This window comes from Azoarcus taiwanensis (assembly GCF_012910885.1).
GTDB classification, from domain to species: domain Bacteria; phylum Pseudomonadota; class Gammaproteobacteria; order Burkholderiales; family Rhodocyclaceae; genus Azoarcus_F; species Azoarcus_F taiwanensis.
Genome location: NZ_WTVM01000107.1, coordinates 1 through 13,501 on the forward strand (window position 1 = coordinate 1; position 13,501 = coordinate 13,501).

Annotated in this window: 15 protein-coding genes; 1 reads left to right on the forward strand and 14 read right to left on the reverse strand. The window is 62.6% G+C overall.

The window, feature by feature from the left end:
* Window positions 1–1,289 (forward strand): alpha/beta hydrolase (locus tag GPA21_RS15030; protein ID WP_168988946.1); only part of this gene is annotated, 1,289 nt, incomplete at its 5' end.
* Between the two features lie 85 nt (window positions 1,290–1,374).
* Here the strand turns inward: GPA21_RS15030 and uvrC are convergent.
* From uvrC to GPA21_RS15100, 14 genes are all read right to left on the reverse strand, one after another.
* Window positions 1,375–3,213 carry an excinuclease ABC subunit UvrC gene (gene uvrC / locus GPA21_RS15035; protein ID WP_168988947.1) on the reverse strand — a complete coding sequence of 613 codons (1,839 nt, stop codon included), beginning with the start codon at window positions 3,211–3,213 and terminating at the stop codon, window positions 1,375–1,377.
* On the reverse strand, window positions 3,210–4,262 hold the full coding sequence (gene nagZ / locus GPA21_RS15040) for a beta-N-acetylhexosaminidase (RefSeq protein ID WP_246261987.1): 1,053 nt from the start codon (window positions 4,260–4,262) through the stop codon (window positions 3,210–3,212). Before nagZ ends, uvrC begins: the two co-directional genes overlap by 4 nt.
* Complete coding sequence (gene acpS, locus GPA21_RS15045) at window positions 4,259–4,657, reverse strand: holo-ACP synthase (RefSeq protein ID WP_168988948.1); 399 nt, start codon at window positions 4,655–4,657, stop codon at window positions 4,259–4,261. The genes nagZ and acpS overlap by 4 nt, the downstream gene beginning before the upstream one ends.
* Window positions 4,654–5,418 (reverse strand): pyridoxine 5'-phosphate synthase, encoded by a 765-nt coding sequence (locus GPA21_RS15050; protein WP_168988949.1) that lies wholly within the window; start codon window positions 5,416–5,418, stop codon window positions 4,654–4,656. Before GPA21_RS15050 ends, acpS begins: the two co-directional genes overlap by 4 nt.
* Window positions 5,415–6,149 carry a DNA repair protein RecO gene (recO, locus tag GPA21_RS15055; RefSeq protein ID WP_168988950.1) on the reverse strand — a complete coding sequence of 245 codons (735 nt, stop codon included), beginning with the start codon at window positions 6,147–6,149 and terminating at the stop codon, window positions 5,415–5,417. The genes GPA21_RS15050 and recO overlap by 4 nt, the downstream gene beginning before the upstream one ends.
* Before the next feature lie 30 nt (window positions 6,150–6,179).
* Window positions 6,180–7,094, reverse strand: a complete 915-nt coding sequence (gene era, locus GPA21_RS15060) for a GTPase Era (protein WP_168988951.1) — start codon at window positions 7,092–7,094, stop codon at window positions 6,180–6,182.
* A complete protein-coding gene (gene rnc, locus GPA21_RS15065; protein ID WP_422614154.1) occupies window positions 7,091–7,756 on the reverse strand; it encodes a ribonuclease III in 666 nt (221 codons plus the stop codon). Before rnc ends, era begins: the two co-directional genes overlap by 4 nt.
* An 11-nt stretch (window positions 7,757–7,767) precedes the next feature.
* Entirely contained in the window at window positions 7,768–8,145 is a 378-nt protein-coding gene (locus GPA21_RS15070; RefSeq protein ID WP_246261988.1) for a DUF4845 domain-containing protein, read from the reverse strand.
* Window positions 8,142–8,930 carry a signal peptidase I gene (gene lepB / locus GPA21_RS15075; protein ID WP_168988953.1) on the reverse strand — a complete coding sequence of 263 codons (789 nt, stop codon included), beginning with the start codon at window positions 8,928–8,930 and terminating at the stop codon, window positions 8,142–8,144. Before lepB ends, GPA21_RS15070 begins: the two co-directional genes overlap by 4 nt.
* Window positions 8,931–8,996: 66 nt before the next feature.
* Window positions 8,997–10,793 (reverse strand): translation elongation factor 4, encoded by a 1,797-nt coding sequence (gene lepA, locus GPA21_RS15080; RefSeq protein WP_168988954.1) that lies wholly within the window; start codon window positions 10,791–10,793, stop codon window positions 8,997–8,999.
* A 52-nt stretch (window positions 10,794–10,845) separates the two neighbouring features.
* Window positions 10,846–11,109 (reverse strand): glutaredoxin family protein, encoded by a 264-nt coding sequence (locus GPA21_RS15085; protein WP_168988955.1) that lies wholly within the window; start codon window positions 11,107–11,109, stop codon window positions 10,846–10,848.
* Window positions 11,106–12,506 (reverse strand): Do family serine endopeptidase, encoded by a 1,401-nt coding sequence (locus GPA21_RS15090; protein ID WP_168988956.1) that lies wholly within the window; start codon window positions 12,504–12,506, stop codon window positions 11,106–11,108. Before GPA21_RS15090 ends, GPA21_RS15085 begins: the two co-directional genes overlap by 4 nt.
* Complete coding sequence (locus GPA21_RS15095; RefSeq protein WP_211163623.1) at window positions 12,497–12,970, reverse strand: SoxR reducing system RseC family protein; 474 nt, start codon at window positions 12,968–12,970, stop codon at window positions 12,497–12,499. The genes GPA21_RS15090 and GPA21_RS15095 overlap by 10 nt, the downstream gene beginning before the upstream one ends.
* On the reverse strand, window positions 12,967–13,501 hold a 535-nt coding region (locus tag GPA21_RS15100), incomplete at its 5' end, for a MucB/RseB C-terminal domain-containing protein (RefSeq protein ID WP_211163624.1). The genes GPA21_RS15095 and GPA21_RS15100, both read right to left, overlap by 4 nt.

A 13,501-nucleotide genomic window follows, 5' to 3' on the forward strand; every position in this document is an offset into this window, starting at 1 on the left:
CGGTGGGTCTGATCGCTGCCCTCGTGTTCGCCGTGCTGCTCTTCGTGGCACGTCTGTTCGCACTGATGACGCGCATCGTCTCACGAAGGCTAAATCGCATCGTCCCGGTGCGGATATCGGCATTCGTCGCGGTGAGCTTCTCGATTTTCGTCTTCTGGACAATTGCCAACGGCGTCTTCGCGCGGGCGGTGATGAACGCCTTCGATGCCTCTTTCGGGCAACTCGACGCCCATATCGAGGCCGAGGTGGACGCACCGTTCAACCCGCTGAAGACTGGCAGCGCCGATTCGCTGATCGCCTGGCGTGATCTCGGTCGGCAGGGGCGGCGCTTCGTAGGCTCCGGCCCGGGCCGCGACGACATCGCTGGTTTTACCGGCCAATCGGCGCTGGAGCCGTTGCGCGTCTATGTCGGCCTGAACTCGGCCGAAACCATCGAGCAGCGCGCCGCGCTGGCTCTGGCTGAGCTGAAACGCGTTGGCGGATTCGACCGCTCCGCCTTGGTGGTCGTCACCCCAACGGGTACTGGCTGGGTGGACCCCGGCGCGATCAACAGTCTCGAATATCTTCACCATGGCGATGTCGCCTCGGTCGCGGTTCAGTATTCATATCTGCCGAGCTGGCTTTCGCTGCTCGCTCAACCCGATTACGGCGCCGACACCGCAAAGGCATTGTTCCGTGCGGTTTATGACTACTGGCTGGCACTCCCCGAGCAGACCCGGCCGAGACTTTACCTGCACGGATTGAGCCTCGGCGCGCTCAACTCAGAGCGTTCGGCAGACATGTGGGATATTGTCGGAAACCCCTTCCATGGCGCGCTGTGGAGCGGCCCGCCGTTCCGCAGCCCGACCTGGCAATGGGTCACCGCCAACCGGGTCCCGAGCTCCCCCGCCTGGTTGCCACGTTTTCGCGACGGCGCGGTGATCCGCTTCACCAACCAGGACACCCAGCTGGACGACTTCGACGCACCGTGGGGACCACTGCGCATCGTCTATCTTCAGTACGCCAGCGACCCGGTGACCTTCTTCGACCCGATGGCGTTTCTGCGTGAGCCAGCGTGGTTGTCGGGCAGCCGCGGACCGGACGTCTCACCAAGCCTGCGCTGGTTCCCGGTGGTGACGATGCTGCAACTGGCTGTCGATATCGCTGCCGCCGACAATGCGCCGATCGGCTACGGCCACGCCTACGCCACCGAGCACTACATCGACGCCTGGCGGGCAGTCAGCGCACCGGAGGGATGGACGGACGAGGATATCGACCGGCTGAAGGCCACGATTGGGGATTTGCGCTGATCTTCTCTCGAAGCGAAGCCGTTCGCCGCTCACGCGGCTCCCACAGGTAGTGGGGACACTTAGCCCCGGGGTCCGGCACCCGAATTCATCGAAAATGCCGATGAATACGCTGCGCTAGTTGCTCGCTGATGCCGTCGACCCGGCACAAGTCGTCAACCGTGGCCTCCCGTACGCCGTCCAGGCCGCCGAAGGTCTCGATCAGCTTGCGCCGACGGGTCGCGCCGACGCCAGGGATGTCTTCCAGCCGTGAGCCGACTCGCGCCTTCGCGCGGCGGGCACGGTGGCCGGTGATCGCGAAACGGTGCGCCTCGTCGCGGATCTCCTGGATGAGATGGAGCGCGGGATGATCCGCAGGCAGTCGGGTGACGGTCTGACCGTCGGCCGCGACCAGTGACTCCAGCCCGGCTTTGCGTCCCTCGCCCTTGGCGACGCCGATCATCGCTACCGATTCCAGCCCGATTTCGCCGAGGGTCTCTCGCGCGGCGCCGACCTGCCCCTTGCCGCCGTCAATCAGGATCAGGTCCGGGCACACGCCCTCCCCCGCCGCAACCTTGCCGTAGCGACGCTCGAGCACCTGCCGCATTGCGGCATAGTCATCGCCGGGGGTGATGCCGGTGATGTTGTAGCGACGATACTCGGACTTCTTCATCGCCCCGCGCTCGCACACGACGCATGACGCCACCGTGGCCTCGCCCATGGTGTGGCTGATGTCGAAACACTCGATCCGGCCCGGCGCTTCCGGCAGGTCGAGCGACTCCCGCAAGGCCTCGAGCCGGCTTTCGATGCGACCGGTGTCGCGCAAGCGTGCCTGGACTGCAATCCGCGCATTGCCTTCGGCCATCTCGAGCCAGGCCTTTTCGGTGGCGTGGCGGGCGCCGATCACGGCACAAGGCTTGTCGCTGACCTCGGCGAGCAGCGCCTTGACCGGCGCCACCGGCAGGTTGACCAGCAGCCGCGCCGGCATCGGGTGGTCGCGATAGTGTTGCTCGACGAAGGCCAGCAGGGCGTCCAGCGCGCCGAGTCCGGCGGCGGTGCTCGGAAACTGCGGTCGATCGCCGAGGTGACGACCACCCCGCACCATGGCGATGTTCACACACACAAGGCCCGCATCCTCGACCGCGACGACGATGTCCACATCCTCGTCCTTGCGGCTGTCGACAAACTGGCGGTGCAGCACCGCCTGCAACACCCGTACCTGATCGCGACATGCCGCCGCCTCTTCGAAGGCGAGCCGTTCCGCGGCCTGGTTCATTCGAGTGGTGATGTCGTCGATGACTTCGCTTGCCCGCCCGTCTAGAAAGCGCGCGGCCAGCCGAACGTCCTGAGCGTAGTCATCCTCGGTGATCAGGTTGACACAAGGGGCGGTGCAGCGCTTGATCTGGTGCAGCAGACAGGGCCGCGAACGGTTCTGGAACACCGAGTTCTCGCAGGTACGCAGGCGGAAGGTCTTCTGCAGCAGGTGGATGCTCTCGCGCACCGCGCCCGCATTCGGGAATGGACCGAAATAGCGCGCGCCACGAGCAAAGGCGCCGCGGTGGTAAGCGAGGCGCGGGAAGGTGTCACCGGTGAGACAGATGTACGGATAGGACTTGTCGTCGCGGAACAGGATGTTGTAGCGCGGCGAGAGCTGCTTGATCAGATTGTTCTCGAGGATCAGCGCCTCAGCCTCTGAGCGCGTGGGCGTGACATCAACGCGCAGGATCTGCGAGACCATCATCGCGATGCGCGGACTGGGCTGGGTGCGCTGGAAGTAGTTCGACACCCGGCGTTTCAGATTCTTGGCCTTGCCGACGTACAGCACCTTCTCATCGGCGCCGATCATTCGGTAAACGCCGGGCTTTTCCGGGACGGTCTTGAGAAAAGCCTTGGCGTCGAAATCGGACCGTGGTTGCTTGCGCCCCTCGCCCTGCACTTCCTCGCTCATGCCATCGGCTCCGCGAGCTGCCGCACGGCCTCCCGAGCGCTACGATACGGTTCGCTGAGCTCGAGCGCGAACGGGTCGGCAAACCTCGGTCGCGGTCGCAATCCGGCGATTCGTGCGCGGGTGGCGTCGCTCACGACCGGCGCCCAGCGGTCCAGTAGATCCGAGGCGAGATCCGGCCGGTTGCAGACCAGCACCATGTCGCAGCCGGCTTCGAAGGCCGAGCGAGCGCGGGCAACGATGTCACCGGCAACCGTCGCACCCTCCATGGTGAGGTCATCACTGAAAATCACGCCATCGAAGCCCAGCCGCGCACGCAAGACCTCCTGCAACCAGAAGGACGAAAAACCCGCCGGGCGCGGATCGATATTCTCGTAGATCACATGCGCCGGCATCACGCCCGAGAGCCGGCGCAAGAGACGATGTCGGTAGGGCTGGATGTCCGCATCCCAGACAGTGTCGAAATCACGCTGGTCCACCGGAATTTCATGGTGAGAGTCGGCCTCGACAAAACCATGCCCCGGAAAATGCTTGCCGACGCTGCCCATGCCTGCCTCCTGCATGCCGGCACACAATGCGCCGGCAAGCGAGGTGACGACCTGCGGGTCGCGATGAAAGGAACGATCGCCAACGACCCGGCTGCAGCCATAGTCGAGATCGAGTACCGGCGCGAAGCTCAGATCGACGCCATGGGCGATGAGCTCTGCTGCCAACACGAACCCGGTGCTGCGCGCAGCGTCGAGCGCGGCGACATGGTCACCCTCCCAGAGTCGGCCCAACACCGCCATGGCCGGGAGCTGCGTGAAGCCGTCTGTGCGGAAACGCTGCACCCGGCCGCCCTCGTGATCGACCGCAATCAGCAGGGCGGGCTTGCGTAGCGCCCGAATTTCGCTGGTCAACTCGATGAGTGTTTCAGAATCGGTGAAATTGCGCGCGAAAAGAATCACGCCGCCGACGAGGGGGTCGAGCAGGCGCTCACGCTCCGCATCGGTAAGGCGGGTGCCGGCGACATCGAGCATCACCGGTCCGAGCGGCAGTGCGCGCGCACTCATACTGGCCCTCCCTCCGTCGCTGTGCGTTCGATGAGCGCGAACGCAACCACGTATTCCGCTTCGTCGGACAGGCTCAGGTGGGCCGAAAGCCCGCGCTCGGCAAGATAGTCCGCGAGGCGGTCGTCGTAGCTGAAGACCGGTTTGCCCAGGGCGTCATGATCGACGCCGATCGCATGCAGGGTGGCCGGCACTGCGACACCAGTGCCGAGCGCCTTACCGAAGGCCTCCTTGGCCGCGAAGCGCTTGGCGAGAAAGCGCGCGGCATCGGCACTCTGCTGGAACTCAACGCGCTCACGCTCGGCAAGAATACGCGCCGCAAAGCGCTCGCCATGACGTTGCAGCGACGCATCCATGCGTGCGATACGCACGATATCGGTCCCGATGCCAAAGATCACGCCAGCCCGGCTCCACCCGCAGCGGCTTCGCACATCAGGCGCTTCATCTTGCGCACTGCCTCACGAATGCCGACAAACATCGCACGGCTGACGATGGCATGACCGATGTGCAACTCGCGCACACCCGCAAGGCGTGCGACCGGCTGGACGTTGTAATAGTTGAGTGCGTGCCCGGCATTGAAACGCATGCCCAATCCACGGATAGCCTCGCCCGCGCGGCGAATCCTGTCCAGCTCGGAGAGCACCGCAGGGCTCTCGGCATCGCGACCGCAGGTGTGAAACGCATGGGCATAGGGTCCAGTGTGAATCTCGCACACCCGCGCGCCGATGCGTGAAGCCGCCTCGACCTGAACAACATCAGGATCGATAAACACGCTGGTCATGATGCCAGCATCGGCAAGCCGGCCGATCACCTCGGCCAGCCAGGCCTCTTGAGACACGATGTCGAGCCCGCCCTCAGTGGTGACCTCCAACCGCCCCTCAGGCACCAGCATCGCCATTTCCGGCCTGGTACGGCAAGCGATCTGCACCATCTCGTCGGTCGCAGCCATCTCGAGGTTGAGCTTGACCTGGGTGAGTTCGCGCAAGCGGCGCACGTCGTCGTCACCGATGTGGCGCCGATCTTCGCGCAAGTGGATGGTGATGCCGTCGGCACCGCCGAGGTGAGCCTCGACTGCTGCCCAGACGGGATCCGGCTCCCAGGTACGGCGAGCCTGACGTAGCGTGGCGACATGGTCGATATTGACACCGAGTTCGATCACAGCAGCTGTAACTCCGTGAATACCCGGCGCGACTGGAGACTCTGTCCGCCGAGATAATGATTGATCAGCGCGCGCAACAAGCTCTTGCTTTGCGCCAGTGTTTCCGGACGCTCGAGGACGCCCGCAGCCATGTCGAGCAAGGTCTGGCCGCTGATGATTTGGCAGTCCGGATCGACGCTGCCGATGTCCGCCCCAAGGGCGATCGGGCCTTCCTCGATTATATAGAGGTAGCGCCGCGCAGGATCGACCGGCTCCCCACTGCGGGCATCATGATCCAACAGCACACCGTAGCCCAGCTCACGAAGCAAGGCCAACTCAAAGCGTCTCAGCAGGACGCCCTGGCTTTGGCCGCCCGCAAGCTGACAAAGCGCTTCCGAGTAGGCCTCGAACAACCCGGGGTGCGGATCCTCTCGTGCAGAGAGCTTCACCAGCAGCTCGTTGAGGTAGTAGCCGCACAAAAGGGCGCGCCCGGTCAGCAGTGGCTGACCGCCCTGCCACTCGGCACGCACCAGGGTTTTGACTTCGCCGCCTCCAGACCAATCAACCAGCAGTGGCTGGAAAGCCATGAGCACCCCGCGCAATGCCGACATCGGCCGCCGTGCGCCCTTGGCGACCATCGCAACCCGGCCGTAGTCACGCGAGAAGACTTCGACGATCAGACTCGTTTCACGCCAGGGATGGCTGTGAAGAACAAACGACGGTTGCTGATCGACTCGCTGCTTGTGACTCACCGACGCGATCCATTGGGAGCGAGCGAGGGCTCACTCGTAGCCGAGACTCTTGAGCGCGCGCTCGTCGTCGGCCCAGCCGTGCTTCACCTTGACCCAGACTTCCAGATACACCTTTCCGCCGAACAGCTTTTCCAGTTCGACCCGGGCATCGGACGAGATTCGTTTGAGTTGCTCACCTTTCTTGCCGATGACGATGCCCTTGTGGCTGTCGCGATCGACGATCACGGCGGCAAAGATGCGCCGCAGATTGCCCTCGGTCTCGAACTTTTCGATCTCCACCGCGATGCCGTATGGCAACTCATCGCCAAGCAGGCGGAAGAGTTTCTCCCGCAGGAATTCAGCCGCTAGAAAGCGTTCGCTGCGATCGGTGATGTCGTCCTCACCGAAAATCGGCTCGCCCTCGGGCAACAATGGACGAGCGACGCCGAGCAAAGCCTCGGCATTGGTACCCTTCTCGGCGCTGAGGGGCACGATCTCGACGAACGGGAAGGCTTCGCTGAGTTCCGAAATGAAGGGCAGCAAAACCCGTTTATCGGTGAGGCGGTCAATCTTGTTGATGACAAGCACGACCTTTCCGTCACGCGGTAGCACTTCGAGCACCTTGCGATCGTCGTCGCCAAAGCGGCCGGCCTCGACGACAAAAAAGACGACATCGACATCGGCCAGCGCCTGCGTGACGCTGCGGTTCATCGCCCTGTTCAGCGCATTGCGGTGACGCATCTGGAAGCCCGGCGTGTCGACGAAGATGAACTGCGCCCGCTGCTCGGTCAGCACCCCTGTCACACGATGCCGCGTGGTCTGGGCTTTGCGCGAGACAATGCTGATCTTTTGCCCGATCAGACGATTGAGCAAGGTTGACTTGCCGACATTGGGCCGGCCGACGATCGCAACGAAGCCGGTTCGGAAGGCGTCGTCACTTGGCGGGGTGGCGGTCTCTGGATTCACGATTTCTTCAGTTGTGCTAATGCGGCTTCGGCCGACTGCTGCTCCGCGGCGCGACGGCTGGCACCACGTCCAACCTCGCGCAATCCGACGGCGTCCACCACGCAGGCCACCTCGAACTCCTGGGCATGGGCCTCGCCATGAACATTCATTGTCTGATAGGACGGTAGAGGCAGTTTGCGTGCCTGAAGCCATTCCTGAAGCGCAGTCTTGGCGTCCTTGAAGGCAGCAGCGGGATTGATTTCGTCGACCAAGGGCGCGTAGAGCCTGTCGATGACCCCTTTGGCTGAGTCAAAGCCACCGTCAAGATTGACTGCGGCGAAAAGCGCCTCGAGCGCATCGGCGAGAATCGACGGACGGCGAAAGCCCCCGCTCTTCATCTCGCCCTCGCCAAGGCGCAAGTACGCGCCAAGGTCAAGCTCGGTCGCGACCCGGTGCAAACCCTCCTGGCGGACCAGGGATGCACGAAGGCGAGAAAGCTCGCCTTCCTTGAGATCCGGAAAGCGCTCGAACAGGCGCATGGCGACGACGCAATTCAGGATGCTGTCGCCAAGAAACTCAAGGCGCTCGTTATTCGGCTGCCCAAAACTTCGATGGGTCAGCGCCTGCAGAAGGACAGCGCTGTCGGAAAACCGATACCCAATCCGAGCCTGCAGTTTGGTAATGTCCGATGTCACTACCTGCCCAAGGTCGTCGCGTGAAAATCGAACAGCAGGTAGACGTTGCCGGCTATTGGCACCCGACGTTCGTATTCGGCTTCAATGACAACGACACCACCCTGCTTGTAGATATCAAGGTCACGACCGGTGATTGTCTCGACTCGATCGATGTATGCGCGCTGATCGAAACTGCGTCGCAGATCGGCCATCGTCGCGCCCTGATTGCCTTCGTCCGCTACCGTCTTGATGATGCGCTGCACCGCCATGTACTCGGTGACCGCAGGCACCGAGCGAAACGCCAGCAATAGCGCGAACGCCAGCAAACCGCCAACGATCAGCAGACCCAGCAGGCTCACCCCTCGCTGGCGATTCCGCAAAACAATGCCCTCTTTCAATGGAAACTCCCTATGCGTTTCATGTCATTGAAGTTGAACCAGATGAAGAAGGCTCTGCCAACGATGTTCTCGTCCGGCACGAAGCCCCACACCCGGCTGTCACTACTCGCGTCACGGTTGTCGCCCATGACGTAATAATGACCATCGGGCACGACGCAGCTGACGCCGGACGTAGTATAGGTGCAGTTCTCCCGATATGGGAAATCCAGTACATGCGAAATGAACGGCGGCACGTCGCGCTCGATCAACACCGCATGCGCTCGCTCGCCGAGCCGTTCGCTGAACTGCGGCGAGTAGTACAGGCGATCCGGATGGAGGTAATCCTCCTCTCGCACCAGCTCGATCAGTTCACCGTTGATGCGCAAGCGTTTGTCATGATAGTCGATCCGGTCTCCGGGCAGACCGACCACCCGCTTGATGTAATCGAGGCTCGGATCGGCGGGATAACGGAACACCATCACATCACCCCGCTGCGGGTCGGCAATAGCGATGACCTTCTTGTTGATCACCGGCAGGCGAATGCCGTACGACCACTTTTGCACCAGGATGAAATCGCCAACCAGCAGTGTGGGAATCATTGACCCGGACGGGATGCGGAACGGTTCGACCACGAAGGAGCGCAGACCGAAGACGATCAGGATGACCGGAAAAAAGCTCGAGCCATACTCCACCCACCACGGCGACGGCGCGTTGGCCGGGCGTCGCTTGCGGGCATGGAAACGGTCGAAGAACCACAACACGCCGGTAATCACCAGCAATATGAAAAGAATGAGTGCGAAGTTCACTGGTGCTCCGTCAGTTCTTCGGCGTCGCGCGGGTGAGACCCGAACGCATGAGGGTGGTCGCCTGCGTCACTTGCTTTCGTCAGTGCGCAGCACTGCAAGAAAAGCCTCCTGCGGAATCTCGACGTTCCCGACCTGCTTCATCCGCTTCTTGCCTTCCTTCTGCTTTTCCAGAAGCTTGCGCTTGCGGGAGATGTCGCCACCGTAGCACTTGGCAAGCACGTTCTTGCGCAAGGCCTTGATGGTCTCGCGGGCGATTATGTGCGAGCCGATAGCGGCCTGGACCGGCACATCGAACATCTGCCGCGGAATCAGGCCACGCAGCTTCGCGGCGAGCTCCCGGCCACGATACTGTGCGCTGGCGCGATGAACGATGACCGACAAGGCGTCCACCTTCTCGCCACCGACCATCAGATCGAGCTTGACCAGATCCGCGAGGCGATACTCCTTGAACTCGTAGTCTAGCGACGCGTAGCCGCGCGAGACGGATTTCAACCGATCAAAGAAGTCCATGACCACTTCGTTCATCGGCATGTCGTACACCAGCTGAACCTGGCGACCGAGGTAGCGCATATCCACCTGCATGCCACGCTTCTGATTACAGAGCGTGATCACTGGCCCGACGTAATCCTGCGGCAGGAAGATCGTAGCAGTGATGATCGGCTCGCGAATCTCGGCAACCTTGGACAGGTCGGGAAGCTTGGCAGGGTTTTCGATGCGCAGCGTTTCACCGCTGTTCATCAACACTTCGTACACCACCGTCGGCGCGGTGGTGATGAGATCCATGTCGAACTGACGTTCCAGGCGCTCCTGCACGATGTCCATGTGCAACATGCCGAGGAACCCGCAACGGAATCCGAAACCCAGCGCCTGTGACACCTCGGGTTCGAACTGCAGCGATGCATCGTTGAGCTTGAGCTTCTCGAGAGACTCACGGAGCTGGTCGTACTCGCTGGATTCCACTGGATACAGCCCGGCGAAAACCTGCGGCTTGATCTCTCGGAAGCCCGGCAAAGGCTCGCCAGCCGGCCGGTTGGCGAGGGTGACGGTGTCACCCACCTTGGCGGCCTGCAACTCCTTGATACCGGCGATGACGAAGCCCACCTCACCGGCAGACAGTTGTTCGCGGGCGACCGAACGCGGGGTAAACACGCCCACCTCGTCGCAGGGATACTGCGCGCCGGTCGACATCAGCAGAATGCGGTCCTTTGGTTTGAGAACGCCATCGACCACCCGGATCAGGATGACCACGCCGACATAGTTGTCGAACCAGGAATCAATGATCAGCGCTTTCAACGGGGCATCCGGGTCGCCCTTTGGGGGTGGCACCTTCGCGACCACCAGCTCGAGCACTTCATCGATGCCGATGCCGGTCTTGGCCGAGCACAGGACCGCCTCCGAAGCGTCTACACCGATCACGTCCTCGATCTCGGCACGCGCGCTTTCCGGGTCGGCAGCAGGCAGATCGATCTTGTTCAGGACCGGAATGACTTCTACGTTCTGCTCGATGGCGGTATAGCAGTTGGCCACCGTCTGCGCCTCGACTCCTTGAGACGCATCGACCACCAGCAACGCGCCTTCGCACGCGGACAGTGATCGGCTGACCTCATAGGAAAAGTCGACGTGGCCAGGGGTGTCGATCAGGTTCAGGTTGTAGACCTGCCCGTCGCGCGCCTTGTAGTGCAGTGCCGCGGTCTGCGCCTTGATGGTGATGCCGCGCTCGCGTTCCAGATCCATGGAATCGAGCACCTGCTCTTCCATTTCGCGGTCTGACAATGCGCCACAGGCCTGAATGAGTCGATCGGCGAGCGTGGACTTGCCGTGATCGATGTGGGCGATGATCGAGAAGTTTCGAATATGTTGCATGAGACAACAAAAAAGGGTGCCTCGCGACACCCGGATTGGACGGTCGGTTTTGCTAAGACCCGGATTTTAGCGGAAAACGGCGACAATAAGCACGAACCGCAGCGACATCGAGGCGGTAGTGGCACAACTCCTGGTCTCCCGCGAGCAATACCGGTACCAGCAAACCCCAACGCGCCTCGAGTGCCTCGTCCTCATCCACGTCCAGCACCTCGATCTCGCAGCCGAACTCATCGGCGATTGGCTGGAGGCGTTCGACCATGTGGTCGCACAGATGGCACCACCGCCGACCAAGAACGGTAAAGACGCGCTCGCTCACTCGCCAGCCTTGATGCTGATGAACAAGGTACCGGATCCGCGCGCGACGAGCATGGTGATCACCTCCCCGTCTTCGAGCGCGGCAACCCTGCTCTCAAATGCATCGACTTCACGCAGTGGCGTCTGTCGACCGTCCGCCACCAGCGCGAGCAGCCGGTCTCCGGCAACCAGATCGGCGCGCGCGGCAGCCCCAACGGCTTCGCGCACGATGAGCCCGGGCGCGCCACCCTCGTCTCCCGCCGGCAACTCCACGATGAGACCCAGACGGTTCGGCGCAACCGGTGCAGGCTTCTCACGGACGCTGACTGCGCGGGGTGAATCGTCCCATTCGCCCAGCGTGATTCGAATCGACTCTTTCCGGCCTTCGCGCACCACGACCATATCCACTGCGCTACCAGGGCTGGCTGCAGCGACGATGCGTGGCAACTCGCTCGAACTCAGCACCTCGCGACCGTTAAACAGCACAATCACGTCGCCCACCTCGACACCGGCCAGGGCCGCCGGCCCACCGGGTTCGATGCCTCCGACGAGCGCACCCTCAGGACGCTCAAGGCCGAAGCTCTCTGCGAGGGGACGCGTCACCTCCTGCACCGCAACGCCGATGCGTCCGCGACGAACCCGCCCGTCCTCGCGCAACTGCGCTTGCACCGACATCGCAACATCGATCGGGATCGCGAACGACAAACCCATGAAGCCACCAGTCTGGCTGTAGATCTGCGAGTTGATACCGACGACTTCGCCGCGCAGGTTGAAAAGCGGCCCGCCCGAGTTGCCGGGGTTGATCGCGACGTCAGTCTGGATGAACGGCACGAAGTTCTCGTCCGGTAGCGCCCTGCCCTTGGCACTGACGATGCCGGCGGTCACCGACTGGTCAAAGCCGAACGGCGAACCGATCGCGACGACCCACTCGCCGACCTTGAGGGCTTCGGGATTGCCGATGACCACGGTGGGCAAATCACGGGCCTCGATGCGCAGTACCGCCACATCGCTGCGGGCATCGGTGCCAACAACAGTCGCATGAAACTCCCTGCGGTCGGCAAGCCGCACGATGACCTCGTCCGCGCCATCCACGACATGCGTATTGGTGAGAATGAATCCGTCTTCGCTGACGATGAAGCCGGAGCCGCGAGAACGCTCGCCCGGCGCATCGCCGCGCGGCCCACCGGGAAAGTTGGGAACGAAGCGCCTGAAGAGCTCGTACATCGGGTCGTTCTCGTCGATGCCAGGCAGTGTCGGCAGCGCGCGCGAAGCGGACTGCGAGGCGCTGATGTTCACTACCGCGGGCGCCTGACGTTCCACCAGTTCGGTGAAGTCGGGCAATGAACTCGCCGCTCCGACGGCTGGCAGCAACACGACCACCGCAAGGACAAACAGCTTGCGCAATCCGCTCACACGCACTTCTCCACCGTCTGGGGGCACAATTGCCGGTCGCGCACGATCTCCATCGCGAGCGTACCCCGCCAGCGACGACTCCGATGAAGCAGCCGATTGAAGCCGATCGCGATCAGGATTCCCAGGCTGCCACCGAACAGTGCAAACAAGTCTTCTCGCCCCTGCGATGCAATGAGGTGACCCAAAGCCGCGCCCGCTACCAGCAGACAGGCACCGAGACCGTAGCTTCCTAGGGCACCTAGCAGGGGGGCACCGTCCTTCATGCGGATCAGGACGGGCTCGCCCGGTTGAAGCCCCGAATCATCCGGCAGGCTGAAGACCTCGGTGGGCGGCTTGATCGAATACGCCAGCTTGACCGAGCGGCATCCGCCAGGTTCGTCACAACGGCCGCAGCCATCCTGCCGATCATCGACTTTGAACCAGGCCCGCCCGGGTTCGACCCTGACCACCGTGGCACGGGCCTCGATCATCGAGTGGGTTCCAACCCCGCGCCGAGCCGTTCCAGGGCTGCCAGGGGCACTTCGCCGAGTACGGTTATCAGGGAGTCTCCGGCCATCCGTTTGAAGATATTGATCGGGCCGGTCGACAACGGCCCCAGACCACCGTCGACTCGCTCTACATCCACCGGTTCGATGAACACCGACACAGCTGCCAGCCCGTCGCTGAAGACCATATGAAGGATTTCTCCGCGGTCTCGCCCAAGAGGGCGTTTGACGACAGATTTCAGACTGTAGCCGGGCAGGCTCGCTGTGAGCGCCCACCCTGCATCGGCAACCGGGAGCTGGTTGCCTTGCGCATCGATAATGCGCCAGTCATCGCCTTGCTGGAAACGCGGCTGGAGCGCCTGGGCGTCGATTCTTCCGCCGATCGACACGTCGGTAAACGCAAACTGCTCGACGACACGACCATTCTCGTCAACGAGACGGGCCTTGAGCAGCAAGCCGGAATTTACCTCGGCCCACAGCTCGTGACCGTACCTCAGTTCGTCGCGCGGCTCGAGC